Source organism: Frigoribacterium sp. AC759 (assembly GCF_979256015.1).
In genome coordinates, this window is record NZ_CEEDMT010000001.1 from 121,663 (window position 1) to 136,233 (window position 14,571).

Here is a 14,571-nt window from a genome sequence, read left to right on the forward strand (position 1 = left end):
GCTCCGAAGACGCTCAGACGACGTCGAGGCGGCATCCGGCGCATTTATAGTGAAGATCTGACTGCGACGGCCCGAATACCGTCCGAGACGACCGACATCTCTCGCGTCTTTCGCGTCGTACCCCAAGGAGTGACACGTCATGCAACCGGCCACGATCGGCATCCTGGTAGCCGTCGGCATCATCGTCCTGCTCGCGATCATCGCCGGCATCTACCTCTGGGCGACCTACAACTCCCTCGTGACCCTCAAGGTCCGCGTCGACGAGGCCTGGAGCGACATCACGGTCCAGCTCAAGCGGCGGGCTGATCTGATCCCGAACATCATCGAGGCGGTCAAGGGCTACGCGACCCACGAGTCGAAGGTGTTCCAGAACGTGACCGAGGCCAGGGCCGAGACCCTGGGGGCTCAGACGCCTGCCGAGGCGTCGGCGGCCGAAGGTCACATGCAGACGGCCCTGAAGAGCATCTTCGCCGTGTCCGAGGCCTACCCGCAGCTTCAGGCGAGTCAGAACTTCCTGCAGCTGCAGTCCGAGCTCGTCGACACCGAAGACAAGATCCAGGCCGCGAGGCGGTTCTTCAACGGCGGTGTCCGCGAATTCAACACGAAGACGCGGGTGTTCCCGAACACGGTCTTCGCGAAGCGCCTCGGCTTCACCGAGCGGGACTTCTTCGAGGTCGCCGAGCCGTCGGCGATCGCCGAACCCCCTCGCGTCCAGTTCTGAGCCCGCCCCACCTCGACGCCGCGCCCCGAACGGACATCGGCCCATGTACTCAGCCGTCTCGCGCAACAAACGCAACACCGTCCTGATCGTCCTGATCTTCCTGGTCATCATCGGCGCACTCGGCTTCGGGGCGGGTGCCCTGTACGGCAACTACTCGATCGGGTTCGTCGTCCTCGCCGCGGCGTCGATCTACGCTCTGATCCAGTACTTCGCCGCCAGCGGTCAGGCGCTGTCCCTCAGTCACGCGCAGCGGGTCGACGGTACGACGGCCCCGCGGCTGTACCGCACGGTCGAGAACCTCAGCATCACCATGGGCATGCCGATGCCCCAGGTCTACGTCGTCGTCGACCCCGCCCCGAACGCCTTCGCGACCGGCCGCGACCCCGAGCACGCCGTCGTCGCCGCGACCACCGGGCTGCTCGAGATCATGGACGACACCGAGCTGGAGGGCGTGATGGCCCACGAGCTCGGACACGTCAAGAACTACGACATCCGTGTGTCGATGATGGTCTTCGGCCTTGTCGTCGCCGTCGGGTTCCTGGCCGACATCCTGCTGCGCATGTCGTTCTTCGGTGCGTTGACCGGCGGCAACCGCAATTCGAACAACGGCAACGGCGGAGGGGGCGGCGGCAACCCCGTCTTCCTGGTGCTCGGACTGGTCGCCATGATCATCGCTCCGATCGCGGCGGCCGGTGTGCAGGCGGCGGTCTCTCGTCAGCGGGAGTACCTCGCCGACGCCACGGGGGCGCTCACCACCCGGTACCCCGAGGGTCTCGCGCGAGCCCTCGAGAAGCTCGGCGCCTACGGCCGCCCGATGGCGACGCAGAACACGTCGATGTCGCATCTGTGGATCAGCGACCCGATGAAGCCGGGCGCGATGGACCGCCTCTTCAGCTCCCACCCGCCCCTGGCCGACCGCGTCGCGCGTCTCCGCCAGAGCGCCGGCACCTTCTGAGGCGCGGTCGCCGACGCCCGCGCATCGACTCAGCCGAACCGGCGGCCCAGCTCCGCTGCGAGGTCGCCGCGTGGCATGACCTCGACCGACTCGAGACCCTGCCAGTGCGCCGCGCGCCGGAGGAGCGACGCCAGGCGATCGCAGTCGACGTCGAGATCCCGCTCGCGCCAGGCGGCCTGCACCCGCAGGACGCCCGCCTGGCGGTCGCTCTTCAGATCGACCCGGGCGACGAGGCGGTCGTCTTGGAGGACCGGCAGGACGTAGTACCCGTGGACCCGCTTCTCGAGCGGCGTGTAGATCTCGATGCGGTAGTGGAATCCGAAGACGCGTTGGGCGCGAGGGCGCGTCCAGACGACGGGATCGAAGGGCGACAGGAGCGCGTCGGCCTCGAGGCGGCGGGGGAGTCGGGCGTCTCGGTGCAGCCAGGCGGGTCGGCCCCAGCCCGGCACCTCGACGGCCGAGAGGACGCCCTCATCGTGGAGTTCGCGGAGGGCCGGCACGACGTCGGCCGTCTTGAGCCGGAAGTAGTCGGCGAGATCCGCCGTCGTTCCGACGCCCTGTGCGGAGGCCGCATGCGCGACGAGGCGCCTGTGCGCCTCGTGCCGGGAGATGTCCGTGTCGAGCAGCTCCTGTGGGATCACCTGCTCGGGGAGGGCGTAGACGCGTTCGAAGCGTCTCCGCCCCGCGCTCACCAGCTCGCCGACCCGGAAGAGCGACTCGAGACCCTGCTTGACCGAGCCCCAACCCCACCAGGGGCCCGTGCGGACGTTCGACTCGTGCTCGACGAGGCTGGCGGGCACGGGGCCGCCCTCCCGCACCAGATCGAGCAGCCAGCGGGCGAGGCGGGGGTTGGCCGACAGCCACGAGTCGTCGTCGGCCAGCCAGCGGCGCCGGTAGTCGGCCATCCGCCACCGGAAGAGGGGCCAGGTCGCCACGGGGACGAGGGCCGCCTCGTGCGCCCAGTACTCGACGTAGCGACCGGGGCCGTCGAGCGTGAGGCGATCGAGGTTCGCCCGGTCGTAAGCCCCGAGTCGGGCGAAGAGCGGGAGGTAGTGGCTGCGCTCGAAGACATTTACCGAGTCGATCTGCAGCAGCCCGAGTCGGTCGATCGTCGCGTTCAGGCGACGGGTGCCCGCCGGAGCCGTCGAACCCGAGCCGAGACCCTGGGCGGCGAGCGCCACTCGACGCGCGAGGGCGGGTGAGAGCTGATCGGGGGGCACGCCGACGACTGTAGCGTCGGCCTCCGACACCGTCCCTCCCCATCCAGGGCCCGGCACGTATGCCGACCGCGGAATATCACGGGTGGCTCGGCACCAGGGCGAGGGTCTTACACTGAGCGCATGATGCGGCGAAGCAGGCCCCCGCGCAGCGCGGTCGAGTCCCCTCCCCCTGGCGCCGCCCCGGTCGCTCCGGGTGCCGACCCGTCCGTGTCGCGGAGCATGGTCATCGCCGGTGCCTGGTCGTGGCGGATCCTCGTCGTGGTCGGCGTCATCGCCGTCTTCGTCTGGCTCGTCATCCAGCTGCGCATCATCGTCATCCCCTTCATGGTCGCCCTCCTCGTCTCGGCGCTGCTCGTGCCCATCTCGAGCTGGCTGCAGCGCCGCCGCTGGCCCAAGTGGGTCGCCGTCGTCGTCAGCCTCGTGGGTCTGATCGTCGTCGTGGCCGGTCTGTTCTACGCCGTCGTCGTCCAGATCATCGACGGCGCGCCCGAACTGCGCGACCGGTCCATCGCCTCCTACGGCCAGTTCCGCGACTTCCTGCTGACCTCCCCGCTCCATCTCACCGAGGGGCAGATCAACGGCTACCTGAGCGACGCCCTCGCCGCGCTGCAGCAGGACTCCCAGCCGCTCCTGCAGGGGGCGCTCTCGGTCGGTTCGACGGCGGGTCACATCGCGGCCGGGCTCGTCCTGATGCTCTTCGCGACGATCTTCATCCTGGTGGGCGGGTCCGACATCTGGCGCTGGCTGGTCCGCATCTTCCCGTCGAAGTCCCGTCGCGCCATCGACGGCGCCGGGCGTGCCGGGTGGCTGACGCTGACGAACTTCGTCAAGGTGCAGATCTTCGTCGCCTTCGTCGACGCCGTCGGCATCGGGCTGGGCGCCTTCTTCCTCGGTCTGCCCCTCGTCGTCCCGATCGCGATCGCGGTCTTCCTGGGGTCGTTCGTCCCCGTGGTGGGCGCGGTGGCCACGGGAGCCGTCGCCGTCGTGATCGCGCTCGTCTACAACGGCTGGGTGGTGGCGCTGCTGATGCTCGCCGTCGTCATCCTCGTGCAGCAGATCGAGGGGCACCTCCTGCAGCCCTTCGTGATGGGCAGCGCCGTCAAGGTGCACCCGCTCGCGGTGGTCTTCGCGGTCGCCGCGGGCACCCTCCTCGCGGGCATCCCGGGAGCCCTCTTCGCCGTGCCGGTCGTCGCCGTCCTCAACGTCATGATCACCTACGTCGCCAGGGGGGCGTGGCGCGAGTCGCCGCAGGCCTCCCTCGACGTCGTCACAGAAAGCCGTGCAGCCGATGTCTGACCTCACCCTCGCGGGCCCCACCCTGGCCGAGATGAAGGAGGCGCGGGTCCGGGTCTCGCAGGTCGCCCGCGTCACCCCGATGGAGAGCTCGAGGTTCCTCGCCGAGGTGCTCGGCTCGCCGGTGTACCTCAAGTGCGAGAACCTGCAGCGCACCGGCTCGTACAAGATCCGCGGCGCGTACAACCGGCTGACGCAGCTGACCGACGCGGAGCGCGCGCGGGGAGTGGTCGCGGCGTCGGCCGGCAACCACGCCCAGGGCGTCGCCTTCGCGGCACGTGAGATGGGTGTCCGCGCGACCATCTTCATGCCGGTGGGCGTGGCGCTGCCCAAGCTGCAGGCCACGAAAGACTACGGAGCCGACGTCGTGCTGAGCGGGCACTCCGTCGAGCAGGCGCTGAGGGCGGCGCAGGAGTTCTCGGACTCGACGGGCGCCGTCTTCATCCCGCCCTTCGATCACCCCGACGTGATCGCCGGGCAGGGCACGGTGGGGCTCGAGATCCTCGAGCAGGTGCCCGACGTCGACACCGTCATCGTCCCGATCGGCGGCGGCGGGCTCATCTCGGGGATCGCGAGCGCACTCGCCCAGACCAGCGCCGAGACCGGTAAGAAGATCCGCATCATCGGGGTGCAGGCGGTCAACGCCGCCCCCTACGCGGTCTCGATGAAGCGCGGCGTCCGCACCGACATCGAGACGCAGCCCACCATCGCCGACGGGATCGCCGTGGCGCGACCGGGGGTCCTGAACTTCGAGATCGTCCGCGAGACGGTCGACGAGGTCGTCACCGTCGGCGACGACGACACCGCCCGGGCGATCCTGGTCATGCTCGAGCGCGCCAAGCTCGTGGTCGAGGCGGCCGGCGCGGTGGGCGTCGCGGCCGTCATGACCGAGCAGGTGCGCGATCTCGGCACGACGGTCATCGTGCTGAGCGGCGGCAACATCGATCCGCTCATGATGGAGCGCGTGATCGGACGAGGCCTCGCCGCCGCCGAACGGTACCTGAAGATGCGGATCGGCCTGCCCGATCGCCCCGGGCAGCTGGCGCGGGTGTCCGAGATCCTGGCCGACGCGAACGCGAACGTCGTCGAGGTGCTGCACACCCGACACGGCCGCGGGCTCCAGATCAGCGAGGTCGAACTCGAGCTGAGCATCGAGACACGCGGGCCCGACCACGTCGAAGAGGTCATCCGGCGTCTCCGCGACGCGGGCTACACGCCCGACGTCGACTTCTGATCGAGGTCGACGTCGGGCCGTCGGCTACGGCGTGTAGGTGTCGACGGCGGTGATCTCGACGGTGATCTCCTTGCCGTTCGGCGCGGTGTAGCTGGTGGTCGTGCCGACGGCGAGGCCGTTGATGGCCTGGCCGAGCGGGCTGGTCTCGCTGTAGACCGAGAGGTCGCTGCCGGCGGCGATGATCTCGCGGTTGCCGAGGAGGAACGTGCTCGGGTCGCCGGCGATCGTCGCGGTGACGACGGTGCCCGGCCCGACGATGCCGGCGGCGGCCGTCGACTCGCCCACCGTGGCGTTCTTCAGCAGGTTGGTCAGCGTGCGGATGCGTGCCTCCATCTTGCCCTGCTCGTCTTTGGCGGCGTGGTAGCCGCCGTTCTCCTTCAGGTCGCCCTCTTCGCGGGCGGCCTCGATGCGGCTGGTGATCTCGTGGCGGCCTTCGTTGCTCAGAGTCGCCAGCTCGGCCTCGAGGCGGTCGCGGGCGTCGGGGGTGAGCCACGTGGTGGCGTTGTCGTTCGTCATGGTGTTCTCCGTTCGTACGGCGGATCTTCCGATGCGCTGAGGATCGGACCGTTCGGCACGGCGACCGGGAGGCGCGCCCACCGAAAAAAGGAGACCGGCCGACTGGCCGGTCTCGTCATTCAGAGCAGTCTAGGGAAGCCAGCACTGGTAGATCAAGCCCGTGACGGCCCGTTCGGAGGTCGCGAGCGTGGTCGTGTAGGTCGACGTGAACTGCGGCGCGGGGGGCAGGTCGACGACCTTCCAGCCGACGATCGCGAACTTGTCGCTCTGCGCCTGCACCGCGCAGCTGACCCGGGTGCCGGCCTCGACGCTGATCGTGTACTGCACGTCGATGCTGTCGTCGCCGCCGACCGTGTAGCCGAGGTCGCGGGTCTCGAGCTTCGAGCCGTTGCCGTCGAATGCGGCGAAGACGACCCACGCGCCGAAGACCACGACGAAGGCCGCGGCGACGACGATCGCGATCAGTCGGCGTCGACGCGTGGCGGCGGGAGTGCGCCCGTAGCGCGCGTCGAGATGACCGTCGACGGGCTGGGCCGGATCGGCCTCGGTCGACGGGGGTGCGGGGGGCGTGGACGCCACTCTGATCTCCGTCCGATTATCCTTAGGGGGAGGGTAGCAACGTCTGCTCTGCACGAATTGCGAGGAACATGTGACCCTGCGCCTCCTGGCGGTACACGCCCACCCGGACGACGAGTCGAGCAAGGGCTCGGCGACGTACGCCCTCTACCGCAGTCTCGGAGTCGAGGTGCTCGTCGTCAGCTGCACCGGCGGCGAGCAGGGCTCGATCCTGAACGAGCAGATCGAGGCGCGGCACCACGCCGAACGCGACATCGCCGGTCTCCGGGTGCTCGAGATGCGGCGGGCGCAGCAGGCCCTCGGCGTCGACCACCTGTGGCTCGGCTACGCCGACTCGGGGCTCCCTCCCGAGGGTGAGCCCGTCGCGGTCAACAGCTTCGCGACGATCCCGCTCGAGATCAGCACCGAGCCGCTCGTCGCCGTCATCCGCCGGTTCCGGCCGCAGGTGCTCGTCACGTACGACGAGAACGGCGGGTACCCGCACCCCGACCACATCCGCAGCCACGAGATCTCGATGGCCGCGTATCGGGCCGCCTCCGACGCCGATCGCTACCCGACCGCGGGCGAACCCTGGCAGATCGACAAGGTCTACTACGACCGCATCATGAACACCGCCCGCCTGAAGTCGATGCTGACCCACCTGCAGCAGGCCGACGCCGAGTCGCCCCTCATCGAGCGTCTCACCGAGATGCTCGAGTGGATGGGCGCCCGACCCGATCTGGCGACCACGCACGTTCCGGCGTCCGACTTCTTCCCGGTCCGCGACGAGGCGCTCCGCGCGCACGCCAGCCAGGTGCCCCTCGACAGCGCGTTCTTCTTCTGGCCCCACGAGCTGCAGGTCGCGGCGTGGCCGACGGAGGACTTCCAGCTCATCGAATCGAGAGTCGAGACGACCATGCCCGAGAACGACCTGTTCGCCGGTGTGACCGACGACGACACCGGCCTGATCGGGGCGATCCGATGAGCGCCCTCGGCGACGCCACCCTCTCGGCCTCGGTGCGCCTCCTCGCCCAGCCGTCGACGCCCGATGCGACGCTGCCGGCGTCGACCGTGCCCGACGTCGACGTGACCCCGGGCGTCTGGGGCTTCGTGGCGATCGCATTCGTCGCGGTCGCGACGGTGCTGATCATCGTCGACATGACCCGCCGGGTCCGTCGCACGCGCTACCGCGGCGAGGTCCGCGAGCGCATCCAGGCGGAGCGCGACGGGGTCGCCTCCGGCGAGACCGCTGCCTCCGGCGACGGCGTCACGTCGGGCGATGGCGTGGCCTCCGGCGACGGCACCACCCGCGCCGTCGACGACGCATCCGACGGCGACGCGTCCGCGGGGCCCTCCGTCCGCGACTGACCGGAGCGGCCCCGAGGCGATCCGTCTGCGGGGCCGACCCTCCGCGACCGACCTGCGCGCGCCTCCTCGGCTCGAGAGAGGCCGGTGGCGCGACCGGTGCTCGACGGGCGGCCTAGAAGGTCGGCGGGTTCAGAGCGAGCACCAGGATGCCCGTCCAGTGGCAGAGGTAGGCGAGCACCGTCAGCGCGTGGAACAGCTCGTGGAACCCGAAGCGCCCCGGTGCGGGGTTGGGCCGCTTGAGGGCGTAGAACACGGCGCCGACGATGTACATCAGGCCGCCGGTCAGGACGAGCACGGTCATCGGGACGCTCGCCGCCAGCAGGTCGCCGGTGAAGCCGAGGGCGCCGACCCCCAGCAGGATGTACAGCGGCACGTACAGCCAGCGGGGCGCCCCCAGGAAGAAGATCCGGAAGAGGATCCCGAGACCCGCACCCGTCCAGACGAGGGTGAGCAGCAGGGTCGACGTCGCGGGAGGCAGCGCGATGACCGCGATCGGGGTGTACGTGCCCGCGATCAGCAGGAAGATGTTCGCGTGGTCGAGTCGCTTCAAGAACCTCTTGGCCCCCGGGCTCCACGGGAACCGGTGATAGGTCGCGGAGATGCCGAACAGCAGGAGCGAGGTCGTCATGAAGACCGCGGAGGCCCAGGTCGAGGACGTCCCGTCGGAGACCACCACGAGGATGACGCCCGTCGCGATGGCGATCGGGAAGGTCGCGGCGTGGATCCAGCCGCGCCACGACGGCTTGCGTTCGATCGAGGCGTATTCGAGGCTGTCGTCGAGCAGAGGCAGGTTCGGGATGTCGGCACCGCCGACGCCGTCGCTCACGGGTCGGGTCATGATCCGAGCGTAGGGGAGGGCAGGAGGCGCGGGCCTGGGAATCGACTCGGCGAGCGGGGGCCCACCGGTGGGCTACCGTAGCGGTGTGAAGAGTCGTCGGAGGTCGCCGCTGGCCCGCGGTGTGCTCTACGAGCTCTACCAGAGCCGGCTGCGACGCGAGCTCGACGGAGCCGATCTTCCCCACCACGTCGCCATGATCGTCGACGGCAACCGGCGCTGGGCCAAGCAGCGCATGCTCGAGACCGCCGCCCACGGCCACCGCGCCGGCGCCGCCAAGATCAGCGAGTTCCTCACCTGGTGCGACGATCTGGGCATCCGCGTCGTCACCCTGTACCTGCTCTCGGCCGACAACCTCGGCAACCGCGCCTCCGACGAGCTCACCGAGCTGTTCGGCATCATCGGCGACGTCGCCGACGAGCTCTCGCAGCAGCGCGACTGGCGCGTGCAGCACGTGGGCGCCAGCGACGACCTGCCGCAGGGGCTCCGCGACTCGTTGACCGGCGCCGCCGAGCGCACGGCCGGCAAGAAGGGCCTGCACGTCAACCTCGCCGTCGGGTACGGCGGGCGGCGCGAGATCGCCGACGCGATGCGCAGCATCGTCCGCCAGCACGACGCCATGGGGGGCACCCTCGACGCGCTCGCCGAGGTGCTGACACCCGAGCTGATCGCCGAGCACCTCTACACGGGCGGTCAGCCCGACCCCGACCTCGTCATCCGCACCTCGGGCGAGCAGCGACTGAGCGACTTCATGCTCTGGCAGAGCGCGCACAGCGAGTTCTACTTCGTCGAGGCCTTCTACCCCGACCTCCGCGAGGTCGACTTCCTCCGGGCCGTCCGCGACTTCGCCCTGCGGCACCGTCGCTACGGCAGCTGACCCCGCACCTCGATCGACCGCCGCGACGCCCGACGTCGGCGATCGGCGATCGGCGATCGGCGGTCGGCGGTCGGCGATACGGTTGACAGCCAGCGACACCGCCCGAGGAGACCAGCGTGACCACCATCGATGAACTGATCTCGGGGTACACCGACGAACCCGGGTACTTCGACTTCGCCAAGTGGGGCCCGATCTCACGGCCCGTCGTCGAAGAGGAGCGCGCTCTCGTCGACGTCCAGGCTCGTGCCCGATTCGGCTCGGAGGTGGCGCTGACCGAGCAGGCCGGGCGGGTCCGGCGGGCCGTCTCGGCCGTCGTCGGGTTCCCGGCCGACCAGGTGGTCTTCCAGCCGGATACGAGCTCGGGTCTCGTCCACACCCTCTTCGGCCTGACGGGGCAGGTCCTGATGTCCCCGCGCGACTATCCGAGCGGGCCGGTCGCCGCCACGCGGGCCGCCGCGGCGATGCGCGTGCTCGAGCCCGTGTGGATGGACCTCGACCACGACGTCGTGACCCCTGCCGTCGTGCAGCGCCACCTCACCGACCGCGTGACGGCGGTCGCCGTCAGCCTCGTCGACTACCGCACCGGCTACCTCGTCGACCTCGAGGGCATCCGCCAGGTGATCGGCGACCGGCTGCTGATCGTCGACGCCATCCAGGGGTTCGGTGTCGTCGACGCTCCGTACGGTGTGGCCGACGTGATCGCCTCGGGTGGCCAGAAGTGGGTGCGCGCCGGCTGGGGCACGGGGTTCCTGGCGCTCAGCGAGCGGGCTTCCGCCACGTTGACCCCTGTCTTCAGCGGGGTCGCGGGCACCGAGCTGCGCCTCGGCGGCTCGTACCACGAGACGCTGCCGACCCTGCCGGGTGCGGAGGCGTTCCAGATCACGAACCCCGACCCGATCGCGCAGGCGCGGTTCTCCACCGCCCTCGAGGGCATCGCCTCGGTCGGCGTCGCCGCGATCTCGCGAGAGATCGCCGACCGGGCCTCGCGGCTGATCGACATCGCCGACGAGTTCGCGCTGCCCGTCGTCTCGCCCCGAGACGAGGCCGAGCGCGCCGGCATCGTCGTGCTCGAACCCTCTCCCGAGCAGATGACCACGCTCACGGCGGCGCTGCTGAACCACGGGGTCACGGCCACCGTGCGCGACACCACCGTGCGGCTCAGCGTGCACCTGTCGACCGACGACGACTCGTTCGACCTGCTGCGGGGCGCGTTGACCTCGTTCGGGACGACCGTCTACTACTGAGCCGCGCCTCCTCGGTCGACCCGCGCCTCCCGCCCTGCGGCGTCTCCGTGCGATCGCGAGCTGTTCACGTGTTCGTCACACGACACGGCGGGTCGTGTTCGGCCGGCCGTCGGGCGACGACGTAGGTTCGACCCATCGGGCACAGGGTCCGATCGAGTCGGCCACGAAAGTTCGCCTCGCAACTGCTCCGCGGCCGTCTCCGCCGAAGGTACCGAGCGCATCAGCGCTCGGAGATGGAGTGGTCGTGACCGCGCTCAACAACCCCCAGACCGAACAGCCCCGCCCCTCGACGAGCACCGGGGAGGCGCGATCCGGCTTGGTCGCGCAACGCACCTACGTGCTCGACACGTCGGTGCTCCTGTCGGATCCCCAGGCTCTCCTCCGCTTCGCCGAACACGACGTGGTGCTGCCCGTCGTCGTGATCAGCGAGCTCGAGGGCAAGCGTCACGACCCCGAGCTGGGCTACTTCGCGCGCCAGGCGCTGCGGCTGCTCGACGACCTGCGGCTGAAGCACGAGCGACTCGACTTCCCCGTCGAGGTCGGTGACGGGGGGTCGTTCCGCGTCGAGCTCAACCACTCGAACATGTCGGTGCTGCCGTCGGGCCTGCAGCTGAACGACAACGACTCGCGCATCCTCGCCGTCGCCTCGAACCTCGCCAACGACGGACTCGCCGTGACCGTGGTCTCGAAGGACCTCCCGCTGCGGGTCAAGGCGGCCTCGATCGGCCTCGCGGCGGAGGAGTACCGCGCCGAGCAGGTCGTCGACAGCGGCTACACCGGGCAGACCGACATCGACGTCTCGAGCGAGCAGATGGCCGCGTTCTACGAGACCGAGAGGCTGAGCTCGCGGGCGCTGGCCGACGTCCCCGTGAACACGGGCGTGGTCGTGCACTCCGACCGGGGCTCGGCCCTGGCGCGCGTGGTGTCGCAGGGCGAGGCGCGGCTCGTCCGCGGCGACCGCGACGTGTTCGGGCTGAACGGGCGCTCGGCCGAGCAGCGTCTCGCCATCGATCTGCTGCTCGACCCCGAGGTCGGCATCGTGTCGCTCGGGGGCAGCGCGGGCACGGGCAAGTCGGCCCTCGCGCTCTGCGCCGGGCTCGAAGCCGTGCTCGAGAAGCAGCAGCACCGCAAGATCATGGTGTTCCGGCCGCTGTACGCGGTCGGCGGTCAGGATCTCGGATACCTGCCGGGCGATGCCGGCGAGAAGATGAACCCCTGGGGGCAGGCGGTCTTCGACACCCTGGGCGCCCTCGTCTCGCAGAACGTGCTCGACGAGGTCGTCGAGCGGGGGCTGCTCGAGGTGCTTCCCCTGACCCACATCCGCGGGCGGTCGCTGCACGACGCGTTCGTCATCGTCGACGAGGCTCAGTCGCTCGAGCGGAACGTGCTGCTCACCGTGCTGTCGCGCATCGGCCAGAACTCGCGCGTCGTCCTCACCCACGACGTGGCGCAGCGCGACAACCTCCGCGTGGGGCGGCACGACGGCGTGGCCTCGGTCATCGAGACGCTCAAGGGGCACCCGCTGTTCGGCCACGTCACACTGATGCGGTCGGAGCGGTCGGCCATCGCCGCGCTGGTCACCCGGATGCTCGAGTCCACCGACCTGGCCTAGGCCCCGCCGCCTCCGGCCCTGCCGCCTCCGGCACTGCAGCGCGGTCGGCAACTCAGGTTGTGCCGCACGATCGTGTCTGATCGGCACGGGAACGGGCGGGTGCGCCTGAGTTGCCGACCGAAGAGGATGCGAGGTCGGTCAGGTCAGGGGGCGGCCTTGCGGCGTGGCCGGGATTCGAGCACCGCCGCGCCGGCTAGATCCTGCCTGCAGCGCGGTCGGCAACTCAGGTTGTGCCGCACGATCGTGTCTGATCGGCACTGGAACGGGCGGGTGCGCCTGAGTTGCCGACCGGGTGCGGGCGCGACAGCGCGGCGCGGGGCGGCGCGGGGTCGACCCGAGGCGCTGCGCGTGATCCCACCCCAGATGCTCGTCGGCCCGATCCGTCCCCAGGGGCCTCTCCTTGGCCAGGTGCCGGGCCCGGCCATCGAGCAGTCTGCCGGCATGGAGCAACTCGCAGCACTCGTCACCGACCTGGGTGGTGTCGCGCACAAACGGCAGCTCGTGGCGCACGGCGCCACCGATCGTCTGCTCACGGCCAGTGTCCGGTTCGGGTCGCTGCATCGGGCCCGGCGCGGCTGGTACACGGTCTTCCCTCCCGGCGACCCCCGGCACGAGGCGGTGCGCATCGGCGGCCGCCTCACGGGCGCCTCTCTCCTGGCCCTGCACGATGCGTGGTTGTGGACGACGCCGCCCGTCACGGTGGCCGTCTCGGCGAATGCCTCTCGGCTCCGAGCGCGTCACGGGGCGACGGTCCTCTGGCGTCCGCGCGTGCTTCCGTCCGGCCCTGTTCGCGATCGGCCGACGCCACCGTGGGCGGTGCCCCTCGAGGAGGCGCTGGTCACGGCCGTCCTCGGCCTCCCGCTCGACGAGGCGGTCGCCCTGCTCGACTGGGCGCTCGCCAGCGGGCGGTTCACGCGGGTCGAGTTGGCGGAGGCGTTCGCCCACCTGCCGGAGAATCGCGCCTCGATCGTCGACTGGGCGGACCGGCGGAGCGAGAGCTTCATCGAGAGCCTGATCAGAGCCACCTTCGTCTCACTCGGGCATGACGTCCGCGTGCAGGTCCCCGTGGGTCCGCGCGACGCCCGACGCATCGACATCGTCGTCGACGAGGTGGTGGCTCTCGAACTCGACGGCCGGGCCTTCCACGCCGACACGTTCGACGCCGACCGGCACAAGGACATCACCGTGACGATCGCGGGGAGGGTCGCGCTCCGCTGCGGGTACGGCATGGTCCGAGACGAGCGGGGCCTGCTCGTCGAGGCGGTCCACGCGATCATCCGACGTTCGCGTGCTGTGAGCACGGCGTCGAGGCGATGCCGCGACTCGCACCATCAGGCCTGCCTCGGTGCCGAGCCCTGGCGTGTCGGCGCGTCGAGGGCTCCTCGACCTCACCGGCCACGGTCGGCCTCAACCGCTGGCGTCGCACGGGCAGACTCCCCACCCCGGTCGTCTCGGGCGACTCGGTCGTGATGTCGATCCTCGAGACGACGCCGACGCCGACGCCGATGCCGCCCGCCGATCGCGTGCTCGAACTCGGGGCCGTCGTGCTGCTCGGCGGACTCGCGGTCACGGTGGCCCCCGACGTCGGTGCGCAGATCTCTTTCCTGGCGGTGGCGGCGGTGACCCCCGCCCTGGTGCGTCACGATCTGGCCGTCCGGCGTCTACCGAATCCTCTGGTGGGGTTGCTCGCAACCGCCTTCGTCGTCGGCAGCACCCTGCGAGGGGTCGACTCCGGTCTGCTCTCGGCGTCGATCCCCTTCGGCTGGGCCGCACTCTGGTTCGCCGTCGCGTTCGCGCTCGCCGTGGGTGGCGCGTTCGGCATGGGCGACGTCAAGCTCGGTGCGGCGCTCGTCGGCATCGTCGCTCCGTGGGGAGGCATCGCCGTGGGGGCGCTCGTCGCCGGCGCAGGAGTAGTCGGCCTGATCGTCGTCGCCGCGACCGCGCTGCGTGCCAGGGGGAGCCGGAGCCGTGGAGTCCCGTTCGGTCCGTGCCTGCTGGCTTCGTTCTGGGCCCTGTCGGTGTTCGGCGGTCCGCTGCTGTGAACGGCTGCACGACAGGAACCCGACTTCGACGGACGGGAGGCCGCGACGCGGAGGCGGGGCCAGGCCCGTGGCCGGACCAGCCGAGGAGGCGCGGCGCCG

The 14,571-nt window shown here is 70.5% G+C and carries 15 protein-coding genes; 11 read left to right on the forward strand and 4 right to left on the reverse strand.

The features are described from left to right. Positions 1-139 precede the first annotated feature (139 nt). Together ACZ6JE_RS00555 and ACZ6JE_RS00560 are read left to right on the forward strand one after the other, a co-directional pair. Positions 140-721, forward strand: coding sequence for a LemA family protein (locus ACZ6JE_RS00555; RefSeq protein ID WP_197981786.1), 582 nt, complete (start codon positions 140-142; stop codon positions 719-721). A gap of 43 nt (positions 722-764) precedes the next feature. Continuing rightward, complete coding sequence (locus ACZ6JE_RS00560; protein WP_464317920.1) at positions 765-1,676, forward strand: M48 family metalloprotease; 912 nt, start codon at positions 765-767, stop codon at positions 1,674-1,676. Positions 1,677-1,705: 29 nt separating this feature from the next. Here the strand turns inward: ACZ6JE_RS00560 and ACZ6JE_RS00565 are convergent, their stop codons facing one another. Next, positions 1,706-2,896 carry a winged helix-turn-helix domain-containing protein gene (locus ACZ6JE_RS00565; RefSeq protein ID WP_464317921.1) on the reverse strand — a complete coding sequence of 397 codons (1,191 nt, stop codon included), beginning with the start codon at positions 2,894-2,896 and terminating at the stop codon, positions 1,706-1,708. Positions 2,897-3,016: 120 nt separating this feature from the next. On the opposite strand from ACZ6JE_RS00565, the gene ACZ6JE_RS00570 reads away from it, so the two are divergent. After that, entirely contained in the window at positions 3,017-4,192 is a 1,176-nt protein-coding gene (locus ACZ6JE_RS00570) for an AI-2E family transporter (protein ID WP_464317922.1), read from the forward strand. Continuing rightward, complete coding sequence (gene ilvA, locus ACZ6JE_RS00575) at positions 4,185-5,423, forward strand: threonine ammonia-lyase (protein WP_192059609.1); 1,239 nt, start codon at positions 4,185-4,187, stop codon at positions 5,421-5,423. Before ACZ6JE_RS00570 ends, ilvA begins: the two co-directional genes overlap by 8 nt. Positions 5,424-5,447: 24 nt before the next feature. On the opposite strand, the gene greA is transcribed toward ilvA, so the two are convergent. Then, entirely contained in the window at positions 5,448-5,939 is a 492-nt protein-coding gene (gene greA, locus ACZ6JE_RS00580) for a transcription elongation factor GreA (protein WP_192059611.1), read from the reverse strand. 129 nt (positions 5,940-6,068) lie between these two features. After that, positions 6,069-6,518: a DUF4307 domain-containing protein gene (locus ACZ6JE_RS00585; protein WP_192059613.1), complete on the reverse strand. Its 450-nt coding sequence runs from the start codon at positions 6,516-6,518 to the stop codon at positions 6,069-6,071. Between the two features lie 70 nt (positions 6,519-6,588). Here ACZ6JE_RS00585 and mca point away from each other — a divergent pair, with 70 nt between their 5' ends. Continuing rightward, positions 6,589-7,479: a mycothiol conjugate amidase Mca gene (gene mca, locus ACZ6JE_RS00590; protein WP_464317923.1), complete on the forward strand. Its 891-nt coding sequence runs from the start codon at positions 6,589-6,591 to the stop codon at positions 7,477-7,479. Next, positions 7,476-7,862, forward strand: coding sequence for a hypothetical protein (locus ACZ6JE_RS00595; RefSeq protein ID WP_243213860.1), 387 nt, complete (start codon positions 7,476-7,478; stop codon positions 7,860-7,862). The genes mca and ACZ6JE_RS00595 overlap by 4 nt, the downstream gene beginning before the upstream one ends. 112 nt (positions 7,863-7,974) lie before the next feature. On the opposite strand, the gene trhA is transcribed toward ACZ6JE_RS00595, so the two are convergent. Then, complete coding sequence (gene trhA, locus ACZ6JE_RS00600; protein ID WP_464317924.1) at positions 7,975-8,700, reverse strand: PAQR family membrane homeostasis protein TrhA; 726 nt, start codon at positions 8,698-8,700, stop codon at positions 7,975-7,977. 85 nt (positions 8,701-8,785) lie between these two features. Between trhA and ACZ6JE_RS00605 the strand changes: the two genes are divergently transcribed. The 5 genes from ACZ6JE_RS00605 (at position 8,786) to ACZ6JE_RS00625 (ending at position 14,472) form a co-directional block, all read left to right on the forward strand. Beyond that, the gene (locus ACZ6JE_RS00605; protein WP_243213856.1) at positions 8,786-9,574 is read left to right on the forward strand and encodes an isoprenyl transferase; all 789 of its coding nucleotides are present in this window, start codon (positions 8,786-8,788) and stop codon (positions 9,572-9,574) included. A 116-nt stretch (positions 9,575-9,690) separates the two neighbouring features. After that, positions 9,691-10,818: an aminotransferase class V-fold PLP-dependent enzyme gene (locus ACZ6JE_RS00610; protein ID WP_320477037.1), complete on the forward strand. Its 1,128-nt coding sequence runs from the start codon at positions 9,691-9,693 to the stop codon at positions 10,816-10,818. Positions 10,819-11,134: 316 nt separating this feature from the next. Beyond that, positions 11,135-12,430: a PhoH family protein gene (locus tag ACZ6JE_RS00615; protein ID WP_464318171.1), complete on the forward strand. Its 1,296-nt coding sequence runs from the start codon at positions 11,135-11,137 to the stop codon at positions 12,428-12,430. 348 nt (positions 12,431-12,778) lie between these two features. Continuing rightward, positions 12,779-13,900 (forward strand): hypothetical protein, encoded by a 1,122-nt coding sequence (locus ACZ6JE_RS00620; protein ID WP_464317925.1) that lies wholly within the window; start codon positions 12,779-12,781, stop codon positions 13,898-13,900. Beyond that, positions 13,900-14,472: a prepilin peptidase gene (locus ACZ6JE_RS00625; RefSeq protein ID WP_464317926.1), complete on the forward strand. Its 573-nt coding sequence runs from the start codon at positions 13,900-13,902 to the stop codon at positions 14,470-14,472. The genes ACZ6JE_RS00620 and ACZ6JE_RS00625 overlap by 1 nt, the downstream gene beginning before the upstream one ends. Positions 14,473-14,571: the final 99 nt, after the last annotated feature.